24 protein-coding genes are annotated in these 22,635 nt (G+C 48.1%); 23 read left to right on the top strand and 1 reads right to left on the bottom strand.

Annotated features, from left to right (window positions below):
- Positions 1-9: 9 nt before the first annotated feature.
- From MHM93_RS11765 to MHM93_RS11740, 6 genes are all read left to right on the top strand, one after another.
- Positions 10-1,068, top strand: coding sequence for a nucleotidyltransferase family protein (locus tag MHM93_RS11765; protein WP_239449251.1), 1,059 nt, complete (start codon positions 10-12; stop codon positions 1,066-1,068).
- Positions 1,068-2,033 carry a Gfo/Idh/MocA family oxidoreductase gene (locus MHM93_RS11760; protein WP_239449250.1) on the top strand — a complete coding sequence of 322 codons (966 nt, stop codon included), beginning with the start codon at positions 1,068-1,070 and terminating at the stop codon, positions 2,031-2,033. Before MHM93_RS11765 ends, MHM93_RS11760 begins: the two co-directional genes overlap by 1 nt.
- Entirely contained in the window at positions 2,033-2,728 is a 696-nt protein-coding gene (locus tag MHM93_RS11755) for an acylneuraminate cytidylyltransferase family protein (protein ID WP_239449249.1), read from the top strand. Before MHM93_RS11760 ends, MHM93_RS11755 begins: the two co-directional genes overlap by 1 nt.
- Positions 2,725-3,534 (top strand): SDR family oxidoreductase, encoded by an 810-nt coding sequence (locus MHM93_RS11750; protein ID WP_239449248.1) that lies wholly within the window; start codon positions 2,725-2,727, stop codon positions 3,532-3,534. The genes MHM93_RS11755 and MHM93_RS11750 overlap by 4 nt, the downstream gene beginning before the upstream one ends.
- 70 nt (positions 3,535-3,604) lie before the next feature.
- Positions 3,605-4,390 (top strand): flagellin, encoded by a 786-nt coding sequence (locus MHM93_RS11745; RefSeq protein WP_239449247.1) that lies wholly within the window; start codon positions 3,605-3,607, stop codon positions 4,388-4,390.
- 150 nt (positions 4,391-4,540) lie between these two features.
- Positions 4,541-5,971: a sigma-54 dependent transcriptional regulator gene (locus tag MHM93_RS11740; protein WP_239449246.1), complete on the top strand. Its 1,431-nt coding sequence runs from the start codon at positions 4,541-4,543 to the stop codon at positions 5,969-5,971.
- A gap of 60 nt (positions 5,972-6,031) precedes the next feature.
- On the opposite strand, the gene MHM93_RS11735 is transcribed toward MHM93_RS11740, so the two are convergent.
- Entirely contained in the window at positions 6,032-6,607 is a 576-nt protein-coding gene (locus tag MHM93_RS11735) for a DNA-3-methyladenine glycosylase I (RefSeq protein ID WP_022944846.1), read from the bottom strand.
- Between the two features lie 173 nt (positions 6,608-6,780).
- On the opposite strand from MHM93_RS11735, the gene MHM93_RS11730 reads away from it, so the two are divergent.
- The 17 genes from MHM93_RS11730 to flhB all read left to right on the top strand — a co-directional run bounded on the left by MHM93_RS11730 (position 6,781) and on the right by flhB (position 22,635).
- Positions 6,781-7,896, top strand: coding sequence for an ATP-binding protein (locus MHM93_RS11730; protein ID WP_239449245.1), 1,116 nt, complete (start codon positions 6,781-6,783; stop codon positions 7,894-7,896).
- Positions 7,889-9,289, top strand: a complete 1,401-nt coding sequence (locus tag MHM93_RS11725) for a sigma-54 dependent transcriptional regulator (RefSeq protein WP_239449244.1) — start codon at positions 7,889-7,891, stop codon at positions 9,287-9,289. The genes MHM93_RS11730 and MHM93_RS11725 overlap by 8 nt, the downstream gene beginning before the upstream one ends.
- A gap of 188 nt (positions 9,290-9,477) precedes the next feature.
- Complete coding sequence (gene fliE, locus MHM93_RS11720) at positions 9,478-9,810, top strand: flagellar hook-basal body complex protein FliE (protein WP_026111098.1); 333 nt, start codon at positions 9,478-9,480, stop codon at positions 9,808-9,810.
- A gap of 19 nt (positions 9,811-9,829) precedes the next feature.
- On the top strand, positions 9,830-11,551 hold the full coding sequence (gene fliF, locus MHM93_RS11715; RefSeq protein ID WP_022944842.1) for a flagellar basal-body MS-ring/collar protein FliF: 1,722 nt from the start codon (positions 9,830-9,832) through the stop codon (positions 11,549-11,551).
- Positions 11,544-12,581, top strand: coding sequence for a flagellar motor switch protein FliG (gene fliG, locus MHM93_RS11710; RefSeq protein ID WP_022944841.1), 1,038 nt, complete (start codon positions 11,544-11,546; stop codon positions 12,579-12,581). The genes fliF and fliG overlap by 8 nt, the downstream gene beginning before the upstream one ends.
- A 3-nt stretch (positions 12,582-12,584) precedes the next feature.
- Positions 12,585-13,442: a flagellar assembly protein FliH gene (gene fliH / locus MHM93_RS11705; RefSeq protein ID WP_239449243.1), complete on the top strand. Its 858-nt coding sequence runs from the start codon at positions 12,585-12,587 to the stop codon at positions 13,440-13,442.
- Positions 13,439-14,776 (top strand): flagellar protein export ATPase FliI, encoded by a 1,338-nt coding sequence (gene fliI, locus MHM93_RS11700; RefSeq protein ID WP_053911136.1) that lies wholly within the window; start codon positions 13,439-13,441, stop codon positions 14,774-14,776. The genes fliH and fliI overlap by 4 nt, the downstream gene beginning before the upstream one ends.
- Complete coding sequence (gene fliJ / locus MHM93_RS11695) at positions 14,769-15,221, top strand: flagellar export protein FliJ (protein ID WP_239449242.1); 453 nt, start codon at positions 14,769-14,771, stop codon at positions 15,219-15,221. The genes fliI and fliJ overlap by 8 nt, the downstream gene beginning before the upstream one ends.
- A 72-nt stretch (positions 15,222-15,293) precedes the next feature.
- A complete protein-coding gene (locus tag MHM93_RS11690) occupies positions 15,294-17,171 on the top strand; it encodes a flagellar hook-length control protein FliK (protein WP_239449241.1) in 1,878 nt (625 codons plus the stop codon).
- A 46-nt stretch (positions 17,172-17,217) separates the two neighbouring features.
- Entirely contained in the window at positions 17,218-17,751 is a 534-nt protein-coding gene (gene fliL / locus MHM93_RS11685; protein ID WP_053911139.1) for a flagellar basal body-associated protein FliL, read from the top strand.
- Between the two features lie 9 nt (positions 17,752-17,760).
- Complete coding sequence (gene fliM, locus MHM93_RS11680; RefSeq protein WP_022944834.1) at positions 17,761-18,855, top strand: flagellar motor switch protein FliM; 1,095 nt, start codon at positions 17,761-17,763, stop codon at positions 18,853-18,855.
- 42 nt (positions 18,856-18,897) lie between these two features.
- A complete protein-coding gene (gene fliN, locus MHM93_RS11675; protein ID WP_022944833.1) occupies positions 18,898-19,302 on the top strand; it encodes a flagellar motor switch protein FliN in 405 nt (134 codons plus the stop codon).
- Complete coding sequence (fliO, locus tag MHM93_RS11670) at positions 19,299-19,694, top strand: flagellar biosynthetic protein FliO (RefSeq protein ID WP_239449240.1); 396 nt, start codon at positions 19,299-19,301, stop codon at positions 19,692-19,694. Before fliN ends, fliO begins: the two co-directional genes overlap by 4 nt.
- Before the next feature lie 4 nt (positions 19,695-19,698).
- On the top strand, positions 19,699-20,442 hold the full coding sequence (gene fliP / locus MHM93_RS11665) for a flagellar type III secretion system pore protein FliP (protein ID WP_022944831.1): 744 nt from the start codon (positions 19,699-19,701) through the stop codon (positions 20,440-20,442).
- 2 nt (positions 20,443-20,444) lie between these two features.
- The gene (fliQ, locus tag MHM93_RS11660) at positions 20,445-20,714 is read left to right on the top strand and encodes a flagellar biosynthesis protein FliQ (protein ID WP_138587836.1); all 270 of its coding nucleotides are present in this window, start codon (positions 20,445-20,447) and stop codon (positions 20,712-20,714) included.
- Between the two features lie 2 nt (positions 20,715-20,716).
- Positions 20,717-21,496 (top strand): flagellar biosynthetic protein FliR, encoded by a 780-nt coding sequence (gene fliR, locus MHM93_RS11655; protein WP_022944829.1) that lies wholly within the window; start codon positions 20,717-20,719, stop codon positions 21,494-21,496.
- 8 nt (positions 21,497-21,504) lie between these two features.
- Entirely contained in the window at positions 21,505-22,635 is a 1,131-nt protein-coding gene (flhB, locus tag MHM93_RS11650; RefSeq protein WP_022944828.1) for a flagellar biosynthesis protein FlhB, read from the top strand.

Below are 22,635 nucleotides of genomic sequence, written 5' to 3'. Positions count from 1 at the left end.
GAGACCCAAATGAGCTTTTCATGGCAAGAAATATTAATGGCCCCAGAGCAGCCTTTGCGCGAAGCGCTTGAAGTGATAAATACACAAGCGTCGCGAGTGGTACTCATTGTTGATAAGCAAACGCACTTACTGGGTGTGATTACCGATGGTGATATACGACGCGCGTTATTAAATAATCTCGGGTTGGAAGTTGCGTTATCGGAGGTCATGAATACCTCGCCGATATGCGCGGAGGTGGGCACACCTAAAGAACAGCTTATCGAGACTATGGAGCAAAAGGGGATCTTATCTATTCCCGTGGTGCGCCAGGGTAAAGTGGTCGGCTTACAGACCCTCAAGCATGTGTTAAGTAAACCAAAGTTTGATAACCCTGTTTTTCTGATGGCTGGCGGGTTTGGTACACGATTACGCCCGCTGACCGACCACTGCCCTAAACCTATGTTGCAGGTAGGCAATAAGCCGATACTAGAAACTGTTCTGAAAAGTTTTGTTAAAGCAGGCTTCAGTAATTTTTATATCTCAACCCACTACATGCCTGAACAAATCGAAGAGCACTTTGGCGATGGTAGCCAGTGGGGGGTCGAAATAGAATATGTTCACGAAGAGTCTCCCTTGGGGACAGGGGGAGCTCTCGGTTTATTGCCAAAAAGTATGCGACGCGACCTACCATTAATTTTAATGAATGGTGATGTACTAACAAAAGTCGACTTTGCGCGTTTACTGGAGTTTCATTGTGAGAATGGCGCAGACGCAACAATGTGTGTGCGTGAGTACGAGTATCAAATTCCTTACGGTGTTATTGAAGGTGAAGGAAGTCGAATCACCGATATGGTGGAAAAACCAATACAGCGGTTTTTTGTTAACGCCGGTATCTATGTGGTTTCCCCAGAAGTGATCAGTTCCGTACCCTTTAATCATCGCATCGATATGCCCACCGTGCTAGAGCAGCGAATAGCCAAAGATAAAGATGTATTAATGTTTCCCATCCATGAATATTGGCTTGATATAGGTCGAATGGACGATTTCAATCGCGCTCAGGTGGATATTCGTAGTCTGGGAATGGGTTAATGCAAAGCGTAGCCGTTATTGGTTTAGGTAATATCTCTCACCGCCATAGAGAGAACCTGAAAGCTCTAAAACCCGACGCTCGAGTTATCGCCATGCCAGCAAGCAATCGACAATTAACAACTTTGCCGGCCCATGCCGATGCCTGTGTAACGCAACTCAATGAGCTGATTGAGCTGCGACCTGAGTACGTCATTGTCGCGTCACCTGCGAATCTACATGCAAGCCATGGTAAATCGCTGCTAGAGGCAGGAATTCCATGCCTTATAGAGAAACCTCTGGGAGCAAGCCTAGACCAAGCTCAGGAATTGTTGAAATGTGCTCAGAAGCCATCAGCACCTGCTTGTGCAGTGGGTTACTGCTTGCGGTTTATGCCGACAGCACGAATCATGAAAGACCTGGTTCAACAACATGCAGTGGGCGAAATCTATAATATCCACATTGAGGTTGGCCAATATTTGCCACAATGGCGATCAGGTTTAGACTACCGTGATTCAGTGTCAGCGCGTAAAGAGCTTGGAGGCGGTGCCTTGTTGGAGCTGAGCCATGAGTTGGATTACGCTCGCTGGATATTTGGTCCTTTGGCACTAAGCCACGCCCATTTGCGTTCATCATCGGAGCTTGGCTTAGAGGTAGAGGACTTAGTTGATGTTAGCCTGCGTACCGAGCATGACGCGCATGTGCAAATACATCTTGATTTCTTGCAACGTCAACCACAACGATTTTGCCGTGTGATTGGAAATAAAGGCCGCCTTGATTGGAATTTACTAAGAAACGAGTTGGTGTTAACAGACTCGCAAGGGCAGAGCCAACAGTTTGGCGATTCTCATTGGCAAGCCAACACTATGTATCTGGATATGTTGGATAATTTTCATAACCAAATCGCACAGCGATCTTATCAAGGGGCGAGCGTGGCGCAAGCTTTAGAAGTCGTTAACCTTATTGATGTTATAAAACAGAGTGCCTAATGAACCATTATGCTTTTATCTTTGCTCGAGGGGGTTCAAAGGGACTGCCTCGCAAGAATGTTCTTCCTTTGGCTGGAAAGCCGTTAACACATTGGTCGATTGATTCAGCTAAAGCCATTTCTTTGATATCGCGGGTTTTTGTCTCAACTGAGGATCCAGAGATAGCTCGTCTAGCGAAAGAACGCGGAGCGGAGGTTATAATCAGGCCCATGGCCTTGGCACAGGATGACTCACCAGAGTGGCTTGCTTGGCAGCATGCTGTGCAGTGGGTCGAGGAAAAATATGGTCAGTTTGACACTTTTATCAGCTTACCAACGACAAGCCCATTGCGCGCCAGTGAAGACATTGAAGGGGCTTTGCAGCAGTTGCAAAAAGTCGGTGCAGATATTTGCATTTCAACAACACCTGCGGCACGTAGTCCTTTCTTTAATATGGTAATGCGTCAGCAGGACGAAACTGTGCAGTTAGTATGCGAGACGCCGTCAGGGGTTTCGCGCCGGCAAGACGCGCCCAGCGTTTATGATATTACTACAGTGGTGTACGCCGCGCGGCCAGCTTATATCCGCCAAGCCTCAGGCTTATTGGCGGGGAAAGTAACCAGTATTTGCGTACCCGCAGAGCGAGCCGTAGATATCGATACACAATTGGATTTTGATTTCGCCGAGCTGTTGGCTAAGAGAGTGAGGAAAGTATGAGAACATTGTCACAATTACAACAGTTAAATGGCCAATGGGCATTGATCACCGGTGGTGCTGGGCATGTTGGCCATGCCGCAGCGCAAACGCTACTAGAGCTTGGTGCTCATGTGATTTTACTAGATAGAAGTGAACAGCAGTTACAACAAGTTCATAGCTCGGTGTATGGCAGCAGTGACAAAGTTCATACTCTCTCTTGCGAGTTATCACAGCCAAGTGAAATAAGCACAGCAATGGCTAAGGTCAGCGAGCTCACTCAAGGCAAGCTCAACATTCTCATTAATAACGCAGCGTTTGTTGGCACTGATAAGCTCTCAGGCTGGTGTGTGCCTTTTGAGCAGCAGTCATTAGAGACTTTCAACGACTGCCTAAATGTGAATTTATCTGCGCCGTTTCAGCTGTGCCAACACGCTTATGAGCTAATGAAAAACACGCCCGGTGCCGCAGCAAGGATCGTTAATATCTCCTCAATTTACGGCGTTGTTGGTCCACAAATGGACATGTATGAAGGCACCGATATGGGCAATCCAGCTGCATATGCCACCAGCAAAGCGGGGTTGATGCAATTGACACGCTGGTTAGCTGCCAATGTTGCACCTAGAGTCCGAGTAAATAATATAGTACTAGGCGGCATTGAGCGTGGCCAGCCAGATTCATTCTTGAATAAATATAATGCCAAAGTACCTTTGGCTCGAATGGCCGCAGAAGAAGACGTCAAAGGAGCCATTGCTTATCTTAGTAGTGAATTATCTAACTATATGACCGGCCAGAGTTTATTCTTAGATGGTGGGTGGACAGCGATTTAAAGTGCTTGTTGGAGACCAATGTTCTACACTTTAGTATAAGTGCAGGCCACAAAACTCCAGGAGGCAGGTTATGAAAATCAACTCAGAAGCTGCAAGCCAACTAGCATCAATCAATACTCGTTCGACGCAATTAGATCAGCAACTCGCTACAGGTAAGCGCGTTAACTCAGCGGCTGATGATGCCGCAGCGCTTCAAATTATTGACCGTTTAACGGCGCAGCAAAATGGTTTTACACAGGCCAGCCGTAATGCCTATGACGGTATTTCCTATGCGCAAGTGAGTGAGTCAGCATTGAGTAACGTCAATGATTCTGTTGGCCGTATTCGCGAGCTATCCATACAAGCTGGTAATGGTGCACTTTCCGATAGCGACCGCCAGGCTTTGCAAGAAGAGGTCGTGCAACTGCAAAGCGAAATTACCAACACGTTAGAGCAAAGCAGTTTTGCCGGGAAGCCGTTATTTGATGGCCAAAGTGTCAGCTTTCAAATTGGCGCTGATGCGAATCAAACAAACGCCCTTGAACAGCCTAATAGCGACTTCCTTAGTGTCGTAAATGCTATTGATATCACCACTCAAGCGGGCGCTAATTCAGCGTTAGATGTGACTGAGCAAGCCGCAGAGCAGGTTAACCAGCAGCGAGCGCAGCTGGGCGCTTTCGAGAATAGCCTAAGCAGTCAAATTCGCTCGCTTAGCGAGCAAAACGAGAATGTTGCAGCAAGTCAAAGCCGCATTGCTGACACTGACTATGCAAAAGCGGTGAGTGAGCGCACCAGTAATGACATCCTTAACCAAGCATCTATCGCGCTGCGCGGCCAAGCCAACCAAAACGCCGCCGCAATTTTAGGACTGCTGTAATGGTGGTTCACTATGCGCTGAATCAAACAAAACTAGGAAAAGCGTCTGATTTTTGGCATTAACGTCAAAAACATGCCGCTTTTCCTTGAATCCTCCCTGAACTGCAATACAATCTAGAGTTATAACAATCGCTTAGTATTTGGCGGCGCGATGATCCTGATTCTAGATGACAATACGACTCGAGCCCAAGGGTTGAGCTCAGCACTAACCTTTGTGGGTGAGGCTAATGAACTGACCACCTCAGGTGATTTGTGTGCAAATATTGATAAGCACTACGAGCCCATCATTGTGCTCGGGGCACTCAATAACGGCGAACACCAGCAATTAATTAAAGCGCATCCAGAGTTACCATTTTTGTTAATTGGTGAAACGTTAAAACCCTTATTAGATATCGCTAACGTCATTGGCCTTATAACCGAGCCTTTTCACCATGATGTAACCACCCAATTGCTCCATGACTGTCAGCAGTATGCGCGCATGAAGCCCACCCAAAGTGCGCACAATCCTAAAGCCTTCAATGGCTTAGTGGGGGATACCGAAGCCGTCAATCATGTTCGTTTTTTAATCTCTCAGGTGGCGAAAACAGAAGCAAATGTACTCATTCTTGGGGAGTCGGGCACGGGTAAAGAAGTGGTGGCTCGTAACGTACACCTTCTTTCGGGACGTAGTTCAGGCCCGTTTGTGCCGGTAAACTGTGGCGCTATCCCCGGCGAATTATTAGAAAGCGAATTGTTTGGCCATGAAAAAGGCGCATTTACTGGCGCCATATCAGCGCGTAAGGGGCGCTTCGAGTTGGCTCAAGGTGGTACCTTGTTCTTGGATGAAATCGGCGATATGCCATTGCAAATGCAGGTTAAGTTACTGCGTGTATTGCAAGAGCGCACTTACGAGCGAGTGGGTGGTACCAAAGCCATTCAAGCCGACGTTCGAGTCATCGCAGCGACACACCGAAACCTAGAGCAAATGATTGAAGCGGGAGATTTCCGTGAGGATCTATACTACCGCTTGAACGTTTTCCCCATCGAGAACCCGGCGTTGCGTGAACGTGGCGATGATATTGGTTTGCTGCTCAAAGAGCTGACTAAGCGAACAGCCCAGCAAAGTGGTCAAAGCGTTAAGTTTACCGATCGTGCCATTGAAAGTTTAAAAGGCCATACGTGGCCCGGAAATATTCGTGAGCTCGGTAATCTTGTCGAACGCATGGTGATTATGTTTCCGGATCAAGTGGTTGATGTACCAGACTTACCGAAGAAGTATCAGCATCTCGATGTTGAAGCATTTGTTCCAGAGTACCCCGAAGAGCTATTAGAGCGCCAAGCCCTGAATGATATTTTCGGTGAAGGCTTTGTTGATGATGATGAGCAACTACCTGCTGAGCATGAAGCTGCAGCGGACAATATTGGGGTGCTGCCTGATGATGGAGTCAACCTCAAAGAGTACCTTGCAGAGTTAGAAGTGAGTCTTATCACGCAAGCGCTTGAGCGCTATGACTATGTTGTTGCCCGTGCTGCTGAGGTGCTGGGCGTGCGTCGCACCACCTTAGTTGAGAAAATGAAAAAATATAATCTCAACCGCGATTAGCTTTGCCGCAGTAACACAAGCGGTGCCAGCGCCCCTTAAATAGTTAACTCAGGTTCAAAGCTAATACAAAGCGATCACCTGCTCTTTGCGAAAGCATTGGTTGTGGTGGTCGTTAACCATGCCACAAGCCTGCATATGAGCATACACTGTAGTGGATCCTAAAAATTTAAAGCCACGCTTTTTCAAATCTTTAGCAAAAATATCGGATTGCTCACTGGTTGCTACGTAATCTTCAGGACTCGCGATGCTGTTGACGCGCGGTCTGTCATTCACAAATTGCCATTGATACGCGCTAAAGCTACCAAACTGATGTTGAATTTCAATAAAGCGTTGAGCGTTATTAATAGCGGCATTAATTTTTAACTTATTGCGGACAATACCGGCATCATTGAGCAAGCGCGTGATGTCTTCGCCATCAAAAGCGGCGACAGTGTGAATATCAAAGTCAGCAAAAGCACGGCGGTAGTTGTCTCGTTTTTTTAAAATGGTATACCAGCTCAAACCAGCTTGTGCCGATTCGAGAGTAATAAACTCGAATAAGCGTTGATCATCATAAACAGGCACACCCCATTCATCGTCATGGTAGGCAACGTAATCGGGCTTACTCAAGTCCACCCAGGCGCAGCGAATACACATAAAAACTCCTTGTAGAAAGCGTTATCAACTAATGTATCAGGTGACTGTTTTTTTATACAGTGTCATTTTTTTGATAGCAATAATAATAATGTAACTTTTTGAATATTAAACAAAATAAAGTTGGTACGTTTTGTGCTTTTATGGGTTAGACCTTGTGTTTAAGAGTGAAAATCATGGCATTAGCGAGTGTTATCAACCCACAAATCCTTCATCATGGCCAGTTTAGCCCGGCATTAGCGCAAGAAGCTTATGTTGGAGAGCTGAGCGACTTGCGGCTACAAGCCAGCTGGCTGAGTCATTTAGTCGACACCATGCCTGCGGGTGTGGTGGTGCTTGATGGACAGGGAATGATAGCCAAAGCCAATCAAATTGCCAGTGATATGTTAGGCGAGCCGCTCGAAGGTGAGAAATGGTTTGCGGTGATCCAGCGCTCATTCCGCCCGCAACAGGACGATGGCCATGAAGTGTCGTTGCGCGATGGACGGCGTATAAAACTAGAAATCCGCGCGCTCACGCCCGAGCCTGGGCAGCTCATTTTAATGACCGATTTAACGGAAACGCGCCGTTTGCAGTCAAGAGTGGCGCATATGCAACGTTTAAGCGCGCTTGGCAAAATGGTGGCTACTTTAGCCCACCAAGTGCGTACACCGCTCTCGGCAGCCATGTTATATGGGGCCAATTTGGGTTCGTCGCGATTGAATAATCAAACGCGCGCCCACTGTCACGATAAGCTCATGTCGCGTTTGAAAGATTTGGAAAACCAAGTGAATGATATGCTGTTGTTTGCCAAAAGTGGTGAGCAGCAAGTCGTTGAGCCGATGTCATTAGGGCAGTTACTCAATGATGTAAATTCTGGCAGTGAAGCCATGCTCAGCGAGCATGAAGCGCATCTACAAGTCCAGCTCCCTGAGCCCGATATCGAAGTCATGGGCAATCGTACAGCTTTGGCCAGTGCCATCAATAACCTGGTGCACAATAGCTTACAGGTGATAGGCAGTGGTGCGCACATTAAGATGCAGGCACGTCGTCAACGCACGAACAGTGATTATGTCGATATCATCATTAGCGATAATGGCCCAGGGATCAACGAAGAGATTATTGACAAAATTTTTGAGCCTTTTTTTACCACTAAGCGTCGGGGCACAGGTTTAGGTCTGGCTGTGGTTGCCTCAGTGGTGAATGCCCATAAGGGGCAAATAAAAGTAGAGAACCTTCAAAACGGTGGCGCGCAATTTACGCTAACGCTTCCTGTTTTGCACAGCAATACCCAGGAGCAGAGCAATGAATAACTATGTACTTGTTGTCGAGGATGACAAGGGGTTACGCGAAGCCCTAATCGATACATTAACACTGTCAGATATTCGCTGCATTGCAGCAAAAAGTGGTGAAGAAGCAATCATGATGCTAAAAGAGCACAGTGTTGCTCTAGTGGTCAGTGATGTGCAGATGCCCGGTATTAATGGCATTGAATTACTAAAAAGCATCAAGCTTAACTATCCAGACATGCCGGTATTAATGATGACGGCCTATGCCACTATTGATGACGCGGTCGAAGCGATGCGTCTGGGTGCCATCGACTATATGGCAAAGCCATTCGCCCCCGAGGTTTTACTGAATTTAGTGAGTCGTTATTTACCTAATGAGACGGCTAGCCAAAGTGGCCCGGTGGTCGCCGATGCCAAAAGTTTGGCGCTACTCGATTTAGCCAATAAAGTGGCTGACAGTGACGCGAGTGTCATGGTGATGGGCCCAAGCGGGAGTGGTAAAGAGGTATTGGCGCGCTATATTCACGACCAATCGCCGCGTAAAGAGGCGCCATTTATCGCTATCAATTGTGCAGCCATTCCCGAAAACATGCTTGAATCGACTTTGTTCGGTTACGAGAAAGGCGCGTTCACTGGCGCTGTGAATGCCTGTCCAGGTAAATTTGAGCAAGCACAAAATGGCACCATTTTACTTGATGAAATTACTGAAATGGATTTAGGCCTACAAGCGAAATTGCTACGTGTATTGCAAGAGCGCGAGGTTGAGCGCTTAGGGAGTCGCAAAACCATTGAGCTCAACGTACGGGTGTTGGCCACCTCAAACCGTGACCTCAAAGAAGCGGTCAGAGCCGGTATATTCCGGGAAGACTTATATTATCGCCTAAACGTGTTCCCGCTGACCTGGTTGCCGCTCAATCAGCGCCCCGGGGATATTATTCCACTGGCTGAACATTTATTGGAGCGTCATTGCCAAGCTAGCAAACAAGCGACTGCTTCGCTCAGTGCCGATGCCAAAGAGCGCTTAATGGCGCATACTTGGCCGGGAAATGTGCGTGAGCTTGATAATGTTATTCAGCGTGCGCTGATCTTAAAATCCGGTGACGAGGTGCACGCCAGCGCCATTTATATCGAAGAGTTCGTCACTGATGATGAAGTAGAGTTCAATGCGCACCAAGATATGCCCTCTGCGCTCAATCAACACTATGATGAGCTGCCAATGGCATCACCCCAAGGTGTAGACCAAGCCCATAACTTTAAAGATGAGCTTAAAAACAAAGAGCACAAAATAATTCTCGATACCTTAGCGCGCTTCAACGGGAAACGTAAGGATGTTGCTGATGCCTTAGGGATCAGCCCGCGTACCTTGCGCTACAAAATAGCGCAAATGCGCGAGCAGGGGATCCACCTTCCTGCATAGTCTCGTCATAATGTTCTATTTCAGCCCGGGATATGCTCGGGCTTTCTTGTGGGCGTCAAAAATATAGCTCGCTTAATTCCTCAGTGTCAAAATTAAAATAACAATAAGCGACTGTTAAATAACGATATTTTGTTGGCATGACTTGTGCATCGTTCAGGGTAAGTTTAATTAACTGAGTGATGCCCAAGATGAAAGTCCAAGCCAACTCATTATTTCAAGAAATGCAGTCGCTCGCGCAAGAAGCGCAAGCTCGTAACCCATTGAAAGAGGCACAAAACCAAGTGCCGCAAACATCGACCAGCCAATTTGGTGAGCTACTAAGTAGCGCAATCGATAATGTTCATAACCTACAGCAAGATGCTAAATCGAAAGTGGTTGCTGTGGAGATGGGTGATCGCCGCGTTTCTCTTGCCGAAGCAATGATCGCATCGCAAAAATCCTCTGTCGCATTTGAGGCCACTGTGCAGGTTCGTAACAAGCTAGTGGAAGCCTACAAAGACATCATGAACATGCCTGTATAACGGATAGCGGAGAACAGTTGTGGCACAAGCAAACCAATCAACAGATTTAGCCCTTGCCGATGGCGGTGTTGACATGAACACCGACTCCTCGGGTGAACAGCAAGAACAAAAGTCTGGCTATTTAAGCGCCCTCAACGGCGTGGATATGCTACGACAGGTGACGCTGATCATCGCTTTGGCTATTTGCTTGGCCATCGCTATTTTTATCATTATTTGGGCGCGTCAGCCTGATATGCGCCCGTTAGGTAAAATGCCTACCGAGGAATTGATTCAGACCTTGGATTTCTTGGACGCGCAAAAAATCGATTATGAACTCGATGGCAACGTGATCATGGTTGCCGAAGATGCCTATCAAGATATAAAACTAAATATGGCCCGAGAGGGGCTTACTCAAGGCCCGCAATCGGGCACCGATATCTTGATGCAAGACATGGGATTTGGCGTATCACAGCGTCTTGAACGTGAACGTCTCAAGCACTCTCGCGAGCAGCAGCTTGCGCGCACTATTGAAGAACTTAATAAAGTATCGCGCGCCAAAGTATTACTGGCCATTCCTAAAGAAAATGTATTTGCTCGTATTGAGAAGAAGCCTTCAGCAACGGTTGTTGCGACGGTTAAACGCGGCCGTAACCTCAACAGTGAAGAGATAGACTCTATCGTCGATATCGTCGCCTCGGCCGTGCAAGGACTGTCTCCTGAACGGGTTACGGTGACTGATCAAAATGGTCGTCTGCTTAACTCTGGTTCACAAAATTCGTTATCGGCGCGCTCACGTAAAGAGTATGAGATTGAGCGTCAACGAGAGCAGGAATATATAGAAAAAATTGATAGCATCATGATCCCGGTGGTCGGACTGGGTAACTATACTGCGCAGGTCGACTTGGTCATGGATTTCAGCGCAGTAGAAGAGACTCAAAAGCGTTACAACCCAGATTTGCCAGCGGTGCGCAGTGAAACCACATTAGAAGAGAATAACATTGGTGGCTTAGCGGTCGGCATTCCTGGCGCTTTAACAAATCAGCCGCCAGTGAACTCTAACATTCCAGAGAATGCGTTGGACGAGCAAAGTGCGCAAACTCGCTCACCGTCGCGCAGCCACAAAGAAGCGACCCGTAATTATGAGCTTGATACCACTATTTCTCATAAACGTAAGCAGACTGGGGTGATCCGCCGTATCAGTGTTTCCGTGGCTGTGGATTACACACAAACAGCTGGTGCGGATGGGCAAACCACCAGTGCGCCGCGCAGTGCCGAGGAACTCAACAATATTCGTCGCCTATTACAAGGAGGGGTGGGTTTCGACATGCAGCGAGGTGATGCTCTAGAAGTCGTAAGTGTCCCCTTTGTACGTGAAGATTTAGGTGCGGTTGCTGAACTGCCACTGTGGGAGCAAAATTGGTTTATGAAGATAGTGCGCTTAGCACTGGGCGCATTAGTGATAATCGTGTTGATCATTGCCGTGGTTCGCCCCATGCTTAAGCGACTTATCTACCCAGATGATACACTGGAAGAATACAATGAAGATGCGTTGAGTTCGGGTGTTGATATCGGTGATAGTACATTAGAGATGCTAAACAAAGATTTCGACTCGGCAGCGGTGGGCTTCTCCTCCGACGGGACACTGCAGTTGCCAGACTTACATGGTGATGAAGATCTCCTAAAAGCGGTTCGCGCCTTGGTTGCCAATGAGCCTGAACTATCCTCGCAAGTAGTTAAAGCATGGTTGAGTGAAGATGACTGAAGAACAACAGCAACTAACTAGCGGCTTCGATGTTGATAAACTCGAAGGCGTAGAGAAAGCAGCAATCCTGCTACTGAGCTTGTCTGAAGAGGATGCCGCGCAAATTCTTAAACACCTTGAGCCCAAACAAGTGCAAAAGGTGGGGATGACCATGGCCGCGCTTGATGACCTTAGTCAGGATAAGATCAGCGCCGTGCACAACCTGTTTATTGAGCAAATTCAGCAGTTCAGCACCATTGGCTTCCAATCAGAAGACTTTATTAAGAAAGCTCTGACAGCCGCATTAGGTGAAGATAAAGCGGCAAGCCTGATTGACCAAATTGTGATGGGCTCAGGTGCGAAAGGTCTTGATTCGTTGAAATGGATGGACTCCAAGCAGGTGGCGAACATTATTCGCAACGAGCACCCGCAGATTCAAACCATCGTTTTATCTTATCTAGAGCCAGAGCAAAGTGCAGAAATTCTGGCCCAGTTCCCAGAGAAAGTACGTTTGGATTTAACCATGCGGATTGCCAACCTCGAAGAGGTGCAGCCAGCAGCGTTGCAAGAGCTCAACGAGATTATGGAGAAGCAATTTGCAGGTCAAGCCGGGGCACAAGCTGCGAAGATGGGCGGCCTGAAAGCGGCGGCCGATATCATGAACTACCTCGATACCAATGTCGAAGGCCAGTTAATGGACTCTATTCGCGAGCACGACGAAGAAATGTCACAGCAAATTCAAGATCTTATGTTCGTCTTCGAGAACCTTATGGATGTCGACGACCGAGGCATTCAGGCCATCCTACGCGAAGTACAGCAAGATGTGCTGATGAAGGCAATCAAAGGTGCCGATGACGGACTGAAAGAGAAAATCTTCACCAATATGTCCAAACGGGCAGCCGATATGCTGCGTGATGACCTTGAAGCCATGGGTCCTGTGCGTATCAGCGAAGTGGAAGCGGCGCAAAAAGAGATTCTCTCTACGGCGCGACGCTTATCCGACTCCGGTGAAATTATGCTTGGTAGTGGTGGTGGCGAGGAGTTCCTCTAAACCATGAGTGAGTCAAAATTACGTCGTGGGCAACGATTAGACGCCAGTGAGGCAGCAGATGAACTGCTGCAGAACTGGCCTATTCCCGATGTCAGTGCAGATCCAAAGAAATATCAAGGGCGTTCAACCGCCTTTGGGACACCGCTCGAACAGCTTTATAAAAAGCATGTCGAGGAAGATGAGCAGAGCGATGGCGAAGAGATCCTGACCCCTGAGGAGACCGACTTTCCTAAACTGACCCTTGAAGAGTTAGAGCAAATTCGCCAAGACGCCTACGAAGAGGGCCTCAAACAGGGGCATGAACAAGGCTACGTTGACGGATTTGATAAAGGTGCCAGTGAAGGCAAAGAAGCGGGGTTTCAAGAAGGGCTAAAGCAAGGCAAAGAGCAAGGGCTTGAAGATGCGAAGCCCATCATTGACGAGCAGCTGGATGCGTTAAAAAGCACGTTAGAAGCGCTTGATGAACCCGCCAAACACATTGATGAGCAGGTTGAACATGAGCTGATCTTTCTCGCCAGCGAGTTAGCCAAAGCCATTACCTTGAGTGAGCTAAAAACCAACCCCGACACTATTTTAAATGCGCTTCGCGCGGCAACCGAAGCCTTGCCAAGTAATGAGGCAATGTGTCAAATCAGCCTCCATCCAGATGATTTAGCGATAGTGACGTCACACTTCAGTGATACCGAGTTGGACAATCGCCATTGGCAGTTACTAGGTGAGCCGACTTTGGCGCGCGGTGATTGTAAAATCAAGCAACAGCGTTCATCTATCGACTTCACATTAGGGTTGCGAATCCAACAAGTACTGGAACCGTTTTTGCACGACAGCGGTGTCCATGTACGTGATGAGCCAAAATCATGACAACTTCATTAAGTGAGCGTTTGCACCAGCAGCGTAAACACATCCATCAACCTCAGGTCGCGGTAGCGGGGAGCTTGACCCGCGTTGTTGGCCTGACCCTTGAAGCAAAAGGGCTGCAAGCACCGCTGGGTAGCCAGTGTCAGGTCGAAACGAACCAAGGCTTAGTCGATGCCGAAGTGGTGGGATTTAACGACGACGTGCTTTATTTAATGCCCAATGACCGTATCTCTGGGGTGTTGCCAGGAGCCCGCGTTATCCCTCAACACAAGCAGCAAGGGCTGCCAGTAGGGATGAACTTACTCGGACGTGTGGTCGATGGTTTGGGGCGCCCTTTAGATGGACTCGGGCCACTGCGCTGCGAGGAGTTTACTCACTTTGCCAAAAACACCATCAATCCTTTAGCACGGCGACAAATAAGCCAACCTATGGACGTGGGCGTGCGTGCTATCAACTCCATTATCACCGTGGGTCAAGGCCAACGTATGGGCTTGTTTGCCGGTAGTGGCGTGGGTAAGTCGGTATTGTTAGGGATGATGACCCGAGGCAGCGCGGCCGATGTTATTGTGGTTGGTTTAGTGGGTGAGCGTGGCCGTGAAGTTAAAGAGTTCATCGAGGAAATCCTGGGTGAAGAAGGGCGTCGTCGTTCTGTGGTGGTGGCGGCGCCGGCTGATGCATCGCCATTGATGCGTCTAAAAGGCTGTGAAAGCGCCATCACTATTGCCGAATATTTTCGCGACCAAGGCCTCAATGTATTGTTATTACTTGATTCGGTCACTCGTTATGCCATGGCACAACGGGAGATAGCACTCGCCGTTGGTGAACCACCCGCAACTAAAGGCTATCCCCCTTCGGTGTTTGCCAAGCTACCTGCTCTGATTGAGCGTGCGGGTAATGGCGGTGAAGGCCAAGGCGCCATTACTGCCTTTTTCACGGTGTTGTCAGAGGGGGATGATTTGCAAGACCCGATTGCTGATGCCGCACGAGCTATTTTAGATGGCCATATTGTGCTCTCACGAGAGCTTGCCGACAGTGGCCATTACCCGGCCATTGATATCGAAAAATCGATTAGTCGGGTGATGCCACAAGTGGTCTCAGAGCAACATATGCAGCAAGCGCGGTTAATCAAGCAAGTGGTGGCAATGTACAATGAAAACAAAGACATGATCACCCTAGGCGCATATCAAAAAGGCACCGACCAGATACTCGACCAAGCCATTGATATGATGCCGCGTATTAATAACTTTTTACGCCAGGGAATGAAGGATGTAGTGCCTTACGATGAGTGTTTAACGTCGTTAGCTAATTTACTAGGGCAGGGAGGCAACCATGGCTAAGCTGGCGCTGCTTTATAAACTTGAATCGGACAAAGAAGAAAAACTGCGTGCCGACTTTCTAGGCGCGCAACAGCACTGGCAGTCTCATCAGCAAAAGCTCAATGGACTTAACCAGTTTCGCCAAGAGTATTTTTCACAACTGACGCAAAAGGCACAGGCCGGCCTATCCAGCGCTGGGTTTAGTCACTACCAAAACTTCATCAGCAAAATAGACCAAGCCATTGAGCAGCAAACACAGGTGGTTGAAACTGCCCACAGAGTCACGGAGCAGCGCCAATCACAATGGCGTCAACAGCGGGTACGTACTGAAGCCGTAGCCAAGTTAATTGAAAAAGAAAAACTTAAGCAACAAGCGAAGTTAGCGAAAGCAGAGCAAAAAATGTTGGATGAATTCGCTACCAATCAGTTTTATGCCCGACGGCGTTCAGGCGAAACTGGTATGTAACTTGCTGTAATTTTCTAAAAGCTTAGTTAACCTTGCAAAGCGGCACTGCTTTGCCACCTTTGAAGGGGTCATATGATGACACAGGTAGAATCAGTAATTGTCCTTCCCCAATCGGGACAGAGCCAAGATAAGGGTGCTTCATCCACTTACGACTCTGGTGAGAAAGAGTTTGCGCAATTCTATTCTCAAGAGCAGCAACGCCAAGACCGTGTGAAGCGCTCCCCAGAGGATGAAAAGCAGGCCATTGGTGGCTTTGTGGGTCAAAAAAGTGATTCAAAAGAGCCCCAAAAAAAGACTCAAGAAACCGAACAAAGTGTTGATAAATCAGCGGAAAAGGTTAACGAGCAAAGTAGTGATAAAGAACCATCAGCAACGGTCTTTGATGGTGAGGGTGATGCAGCTGATGGCGCTGAGCCGCCTAGTCATGCAGGGCAGCCTAGCGAAGAGGTGGCGCAGACCACTCCCATAGCGGCTAGTGAAGATGACTTTTATCAGCAACTTTTTGCGCAATTATCGATGAGCACGGAGCTCTCTGCGGTTGCCAAAGAAGTGGGCAGTGCTCTTAATGGTACCGGGTTCAGTGATGATATTGATGTCGACTTTATTGCTAAGCTGCCAATCGAGCTTAAACAATCGCTTGCCCGTTTAACGCCGGCACAGCGCAGTGAGTTGAGTGTGCAACTACAGCAAATGGCCTCGGCAGCAGGGATAGACGCAAAAGCCTTGGCTAGCATAGAGACACAACTGAATCAGTTAGTGGCCACCCCAGGGCAGTCAGGCCTGAGCGATGCTGAACGTATTGCCGTGCAAGCCAAAGAGTTATCCATGGCAAAAGCCAGTGAACAGGTGCAGCGTCCAGCCGAGAGTGTAGCAGCGCGCAGTGCTGAGGATGCCAGCAAACTAAATAATTCAACTAAGGTTGCCAGTGATGTTCAGCAAGAACTGAATAAAGTACTCGCTGATGGCAAAGCCCTTGGTGCAGAGGCTGCTAAGTCTGATGCAAAAAATAGTACCGCGAGCGCGGTGCCAGGGTCATTAAACCCAGAGCAACAGCAACGCCAATCCCAAACTCAAACTCAGCATATATTGGCAGCAGCCAAAGTTGAAGTCGACCAAGGCGGGCCCAGTGCCAGCAAAACGACTCAAGCAGCGGTTAATCCAATGTTGAGCGATGCACAAATGAAAGCGGCTCAGCCACAAGGGGACAAGCAAACTAATCTATCAGCGAGTAAATTCAGCGCCGAGCCTATGGCTGAGTCAGGGGATAAGGCGGTTTCGCCAAGTAAAGGTACTCAAGGAGAGAGCGCTCAACCTTCAGCCAGTGCTTTGAGCGCTCAGTCTAAAGTGACCCAGCTTGCCAGTGCCTTAGTGGCGCACGCGCAAGGCAATACCGAGCTCAGCAGTGCAATTGAGGCGGACCTCGCACATTGGCAGCAGGTGCAACAAGCCGCCATGCAAAGTACGCAGCACAGCCAAGCTCAAGGGCAAACTCAGCGTATGGCGCTGGATCCGGCACTACTGCAAGCAATTAATATCACTAAAAACGACGCCGCGCAGCAAATACAGCAGCGCGTTAATATGATGCTTAACCTCAATAACCAAGAAGCCGAAATCCGTCTTGATCCACCGGAGCTAGGAAGTATGCAGGTGCGGGTACGCAGTGAGGGAGAACAAGCACATGTTAATTTTGTAGTGCAAAATCAACAAGCTAAAGAAGCGCTAGAGCAGGCGATGCCGCGATTAAGAGATCTACTAGCGCAGCAGGGATTATCTTTGGGTGATACCAACGTCGAGCAGCAAAACCAGCAAAGTGCGCAGCACGATGGTGAGCAAGGTCAAGGCAGCGAGCATGGCCCACTGACAGAGCAAGCAAGCAATGATGAAAACCATGGCTTAGAGCAACAGCAGAAAAACGCGCCAATGGAACAAGGAATTGATTTCTATGCGTAATAACTATTGCTATTATACAGTTAAGTGATTTTATTCGAGGCAACCTATGGCCGATGATAAGCAAACCGACCTGCAAATAGAAGAAGGCGGCGGCTCAAAGAAAAAACTGATTATAATCATTGCTGTTGTAGTGCTATTAGTCGGTGGTGGTGCGGGCTACTTCCTGTTTGCTGGGGGCGACGACCCGGCGCCTGCTACACTGGAACAAGAGCAAGGCGGTGCATCAGAGCAAGGTGGTGCAGCACCGAGTGCACAGCTTGGCAGTGCATTGTATGTGGGTATGCCTCGTCCTTTCGTATTCAATGTACCGGGCGCTGCACGTGACCGCATAGTACAAATTAAAGTACAGCTACTAGTGCGTGGCGAAGGGAACGAAGAGGCCGCTAAAAAGCATATTCCACTTATTGAAGGCACATTATTAAGTGTGTTCGCCGGTACCAATGCCGATGAACTAAGCACTGCAGCAGGTAAAGAATCTTTGCGTGACGAAGCGCTTACGCAAGTACAACAAGCCCTCGAAGGCGTAGAGGGTTCGAAAGTCGTAGAGCGAGTGCTCTTTACCGGCTTTGTAATGCAGTAAGGGGTAGATGTGAGCGACTTATTATCTCAAGACGAAATTGACGCGCTACTGCACGGGGTAGACGATGTCGAAGAAGAGGATACCTCCGAGGGTGCCAGTGCCAGTGGCGAGAGCGCGCTGCAGTATGACTTTTCTTCACAAGATCGTATTGTCCGTGGGCGTATGCCAACGCTTGAGATTGTCAATGAGCGCTTTGCCCGACATATGCGCATCAGCTTATTTAATATGATGCGTCGCACCGCTGAAGTGTCCATCAACGGCGTGCAAATGATTAAATTTGGTGAATATATTCACACCTTGTTTGTTCCCACCAGTTTGAATATGGTGCGCTTTCGCCCTTTAAAAGGCACCGGGCTGATTACTATGGAAGCGCGGCTGGTATTTATATTGGTAGATAACTTCTTTGGCGGTGATGGTCGTTATCATGCCAAAATTGAAGGTCGTGAATTCACCCCTACCGAACGCCGTATTGTACAGATGCTGCTGAAAATCATCTTTGAGGATTACAAAGAAGCGTGGGCTCCGGTGATGGATGTGTCGTTCGAGTATTTAGACTCGGAAGTAAACCCGGCGATGGCCAATATTGTCAGCCCCACTGAAGTGGTGGTGATCAGCTCGTTCCATATTGAGCTTGATGGTGGCGGTGGCGACTTCCATATTGCCCTGCCATATTCCATGTTGGAACCCATCCGTGAGCTGCTTGATGCCGGTGTACAGTCTGATACTGAAGACACTGATTTACGCTGGTCTAAAGCTCTGCGCGATGAAATTATGGATGTTGAAGTCGACTTATCGACACGGTTATTAGAGGTAGACTTGAGTCTTGAGCAGATTATGGAGCTCAAAGCTGGAGACATTATTCCAGTAGAAATGCCTGAGCATATCACCGTGTTTGTTGAAGACTTACCGACCTTCCGCGCGAAGATGGGCCGCTCTCGGGATATGGTGGCATTGCAAATTAGTGAAAAGATTAAACGCCCAGAATCGGTGAAGTCGGAACTTCATGTGTTTACGAAAGGCGGTAAAAAGCTCGACTCAGATGCTGAATTAGCCGAGCTTGAGGAAGATCTGCATTTAAGTGAAGGCGTAGATTTAGATTGGTAAAAAGGTGCGCACATGCGCGCCTAGCAACAGAGGTTGTATGTAATGAGTGATGATCAAGATACCATGGATGAATGGGCCGCAGCCCTAGCCGAAGCCGAAGAAGGTGAACAAGGCGGTGGCGACGATGCCCAGGTTGCAGAGCTAGACGAGCTCTCCGAAGAGCGCGATGAGGTCACGCCAGAGGAAAAGCGTAAGCTGGATACCATTTTAGATATTCCGGTGACCATTTCTATGGAAGTGGGCCGCTCTAAAATCAATATCCGAAATTTGCTGCAGCTTAACCAAGGCTCAGTGGTTGAACTTGATCGCGTTGCTGGCGAGCCATTGGATGTATTAGTGAATGGCACCTTGATTGCGCACGGTGAAGTGGTGGTGGTGAACGATAAGTTTGGTATTCGCTTAACCGACGTGATTAGCCAAGTAGAGCGGATCAAAAAACTACGATGAAAGCATTGGCCTCGCTTTTTGCCCTCGTGGCGCTTCCCGTTTATGCGCAAAATGGTGCTGCCCAGCCTGGCGCGGGGCTTAATCTCAATGTTATGTCTATGTTGTTGTCGCTGTTGTTGGTGGTCGGGACAATTATCGCATTAGCTTATATGCTTAAGCGCTTTAATCCGAATATGGCCAATAATGACGATTTTAAAGTTATACGCACTTTGCCACTGGGGACTAAAGAGCGGTTATTGGTGGTAGAAATCGATAATAAGCAACATTTATTAGGCGTTACGCCAGGTGCCATCAATTACTTATATGAGCTGGAAACGCCGCTCAAAGAGCGCGAGATGGCGCCACTGGCAAAGCAACTCAGCCACATACTCAATACTAAAAAAAAGACCTAAGATAATGAAATACTGGCTAATACTTCTTTTTGCTATGCTTTTAAGCCCGACTGCTTTTGCAGAGCAGGGGCTTCCCGCCGTGACCGTAACCACCAATGCCGACGGCACGCAGGATTACTCAGTCACCTTGCAAGTATTAGCGATTATGACGGCGCTAAGTTTTATCCCTGCCGCCGTTATTATGATGACCTCATTCACCCGTATTATTGTGGTGTTGGCGATATTGCGTCAAGCCATCGGCTTGCAACAAACCCCTTCGAACCAAGTGCTGCTGGGTATGTCTTTGTTTCTGAGTATTTTTATTATGGCACCGATATACAATCAGGTGCACGACCAAGCGATTCAGCCTTACCTAGACGAAGAAATGTCCTCTATGCAGGCGCTGGAAGCCGCTAAGCAGCCGATGAAGGCTTTTATGCTTTCACAAACACGGATAAAAGATTTAGAAACTTTTGCGCAAATAGCCGGTTATGAGAAACTAGACTCGCCTGCGGACACCCCTTTTATTGTGGTGATCCCCGCATTTGTCACCAGCGAATTGCAGACCGCGTTTATTATTGGCTTTATGTTTTTCATTCCCTTCCTTATCGTCGATTTAGTCGTGGCCAGTGTGTTGATGGCCATGGGTATGATGATGCTCTCGCCCATGATTGTCTCCTTACCTTTTAAAATTATGCTATTTGTATTAGTGGATGGGTGGTCATTGGTAATGGGCACCTTGGCACGTAGCTTTGGGTTGGGAGTGTAACAATGGAGCCGGGCGTTTTTGTCGATATTCTCAGTGATGCTTTATTTTTGGTGATAAAGTTGGTGTCGGCGATCATTGTCCCTAGTTTGATTGTTGGTTTGATTGTTGCGGTATTCCAAGCGGCGACCTCAATCAATGAGCAAACCTTGAGCTTCTTACCTCGTTTACTCGTCACCCTAAGTGCACTTATTATCGGTGGCCACTGGTTTACGCAGGAACTTATGGACTTCTTTAACCGCTTAGTGCTGTCGATACCTGAAATTGCGGGATAACCATGGAATACCCCTTTGCCGTCATTGTTCAGTGGCTAAGTGACTACTTACTTCCCTTAGTCCGTATACTGGCAATGTTGATGGTCATGGCTGGGATAGGGGCACGCAATGTCCCTTCGCGTATTAAGCTTGGCTTGGCCTTGGTGATTGCCTTTGTTGCGGTGCCGGTATTGCCTCCTACTCAGTTCACCAACTTGTTTTCGTTGGAAATGGTGTTTGTGGTACTGCAACAACTGCTCATTGGTGTGGCTATGGGCTTTGCCTCGCAGTTATTATTGAATACCTTCATTCTCGCCGGGCAAATCTTAGCAATGCAAACGGGCTTGGGTTTTGCCTCGGTGGTTGACCCCTCAAATGGCCTAAGCGTGCCGGCGGTGGGGCAGTTCTATTTAATTCTCACCACCTTATTATTTTTTGTTTTTAACGGTCATTTGATGATGATCCAAATGATTGTACACAGCTTTATCGCGGTCCCTATAGACGGCACTTGGTGGGCGGTTGATCACTACTGGGATATCGTTACCTGGGGCGGGTGGATGTTTACCACCGCTTTGGTATTGGCGTTGGCGCCGCTTACTGCGATGTTGGTCATTAATTTATCTTTTGGCGTGATGACGCGAGCGGCACCGCAATTAAATATCTTCTCAATTGGTTTTCCCTTTACCCTAGTGGCGGGATTAACCATTATCTGGGCAACCCTAGGAAACTTCATGGCGCAGTTTGAGGCGCAGTGGTTACGCATGGTTGAGCTACTTTGCTCGATGGCAGGCTGTAGTCCTTAGGAGTTGTTATGGCAGAAGATTCAGGTCAAGAACGTACCGAAGAGCCCACGCCGAAAAAGCTACAAGAGGCGAAGAAAAAGGGCCAAATAGCACGCTCAAAAGAGTTGGGTACCACCTTTGTATTGATTATGTCGGCGGTTTCTTTGCTCATTTATGGCCCCGATATTGGTCGTGGTTTACACACAGTCATGAAGCGAATGCTATCGCTGAGTCGCAACGAAACTTATGACACCACCAAGATGTTTGCGGCATGGGGGGCGGTAGCGGATTCATTGCTCTACCCCATGAGCATGTTTGTACTGGTTATAGTTATCGCCGCGTTTATTGGTAATACCATGCTTGGAGGGTTTAACTTTTCATGGCAAGCGATGGCACCCAAAGCCAGTAAGATGTCGCCGATGAAAGGGTTCAAACGTATACTTGGGCCGCAAGCAGCAGTTGAGCTGATAAAAGCGCTGCTCAAATTCGGGCTAGTTGCAGCGTGTGCGGTGTTTTTGATCAAAATGTATTTTTACGAAATTCTGCATTTGAGTATCGAAACGCCACCGAACAATATAGCTCACGCGTTGGAAATTATTGCGTGGATGTTTCTAGCATTGAGTTGCACCATGATTGTTGTCTCGGCGGTGGATGTGCCTTATCAGGCGCACAACCACCATAAACAGTTGAAGATGACCTTACAAGAAGTTAAAGACGAGTATAAAAATTCCGAAGGTGACCCGCAGATCAAAGCGCGTATTCGGCGAACCCAGCGGGAAATGTCACAACGTCGGCAAATGCAAGATGTGCCTGATGCTGATGTGGTGGTAACTAACCCGACGCATTTCTCGGTAGCGATAAAATACGATACTGAAAAAGCCGGTGCGCCAATAGTATTGGCTAAAGGGGCCGATGAAATGGCCTTACAAATTCGTAAAATAGCCAAGGGGAATGACGTCCCGCTGGTAGAATCTCCAGTGCTAACACGGGCGCTCTATCATACCACCGAAGTAGGCGAACAAATTCCCGAGCAGCTATTTACCGCCGTCGCGCAAGTGTTGGCCTATGTGTATCAGCTGAAACGCTTTGAAAAAGGACGCGGTCGCCGGCCTTCTAAACTGGCGGACAAACTACCTATTCCTGATGAATTCAAGTATTAA

The organism is Pseudoalteromonas sp. MM17-2 (assembly GCF_022347945.1).
In the GTDB taxonomy this organism is placed as follows: Bacteria; Pseudomonadota; Gammaproteobacteria; order Enterobacterales; family Alteromonadaceae; genus Pseudoalteromonas; species Pseudoalteromonas ruthenica.
The sequence above is the reverse complement of the archived record's forward strand: the minus strand, read 5'-3'. Positions and strand labels throughout refer to the sequence as shown.

Excerpts from the sequence above, each read along its gene's own strand:
- MHM93_RS11765 (WP_239449251.1), top strand. The coding sequence starts at position 10 with ATGAGCTTTTCATGGCAAGAAATATTAATGGCCCCAGAGCAGCCTTTG.
- MHM93_RS11760 (WP_239449250.1), top strand. The coding sequence starts at position 1,068 with ATGCAAAGCGTAGCCGTTATTGGTTTAGGTAATATCTCTCACCGCCAT.
- MHM93_RS11755 (WP_239449249.1), top strand. The coding sequence starts at position 2,033 with ATGAACCATTATGCTTTTATCTTTGCTCGAGGGGGTTCAAAGGGACTG.
- MHM93_RS11750 (WP_239449248.1), top strand. The coding sequence starts at position 2,725 with ATGAGAACATTGTCACAATTACAACAGTTAAATGGCCAATGGGCATTG.
- MHM93_RS11745 (WP_239449247.1), top strand. The coding sequence starts at position 3,605 with ATGAAAATCAACTCAGAAGCTGCAAGCCAACTAGCATCAATCAATACT.
- MHM93_RS11740 (WP_239449246.1), top strand. The coding sequence starts at position 4,541 with ATGATCCTGATTCTAGATGACAATACGACTCGAGCCCAAGGGTTGAGC.
- MHM93_RS11735 (WP_022944846.1), bottom strand. The coding sequence starts at position 6,607 with ATGTGTATTCGCTGCGCCTGGGTGGACTTGAGTAAGCCCGATTACGTT.
- MHM93_RS11730 (WP_239449245.1), top strand. The coding sequence starts at position 6,781 with ATGGCATTAGCGAGTGTTATCAACCCACAAATCCTTCATCATGGCCAG.
- MHM93_RS11725 (WP_239449244.1), top strand. The coding sequence starts at position 7,889 with ATGAATAACTATGTACTTGTTGTCGAGGATGACAAGGGGTTACGCGAA.
- fliE (WP_026111098.1), top strand. The coding sequence starts at position 9,478 with ATGAAAGTCCAAGCCAACTCATTATTTCAAGAAATGCAGTCGCTCGCG.
- fliG (WP_022944841.1), top strand. The coding sequence starts at position 11,544 with ATGACTGAAGAACAACAGCAACTAACTAGCGGCTTCGATGTTGATAAA.
- fliH (WP_239449243.1), top strand. The coding sequence starts at position 12,585 with ATGAGTGAGTCAAAATTACGTCGTGGGCAACGATTAGACGCCAGTGAG.
- fliI (WP_053911136.1), top strand. The coding sequence starts at position 13,439 with ATGACAACTTCATTAAGTGAGCGTTTGCACCAGCAGCGTAAACACATC.
- fliJ (WP_239449242.1), top strand. The coding sequence starts at position 14,769 with ATGGCTAAGCTGGCGCTGCTTTATAAACTTGAATCGGACAAAGAAGAA.
- MHM93_RS11690 (WP_239449241.1), top strand. The coding sequence starts at position 15,294 with ATGATGACACAGGTAGAATCAGTAATTGTCCTTCCCCAATCGGGACAG.
- fliL (WP_053911139.1), top strand. The coding sequence starts at position 17,218 with ATGGCCGATGATAAGCAAACCGACCTGCAAATAGAAGAAGGCGGCGGC.
- fliN (WP_022944833.1), top strand. The coding sequence starts at position 18,898 with ATGAGTGATGATCAAGATACCATGGATGAATGGGCCGCAGCCCTAGCC.
- fliO (WP_239449240.1), top strand. The coding sequence starts at position 19,299 with ATGAAAGCATTGGCCTCGCTTTTTGCCCTCGTGGCGCTTCCCGTTTAT.
- fliP (WP_022944831.1), top strand. The coding sequence starts at position 19,699 with ATGAAATACTGGCTAATACTTCTTTTTGCTATGCTTTTAAGCCCGACT.
- fliQ (WP_138587836.1), top strand. The coding sequence starts at position 20,445 with ATGGAGCCGGGCGTTTTTGTCGATATTCTCAGTGATGCTTTATTTTTG.
- fliR (WP_022944829.1), top strand. The coding sequence starts at position 20,717 with ATGGAATACCCCTTTGCCGTCATTGTTCAGTGGCTAAGTGACTACTTA.
- flhB (WP_022944828.1), top strand. The coding sequence starts at position 21,505 with ATGGCAGAAGATTCAGGTCAAGAACGTACCGAAGAGCCCACGCCGAAA.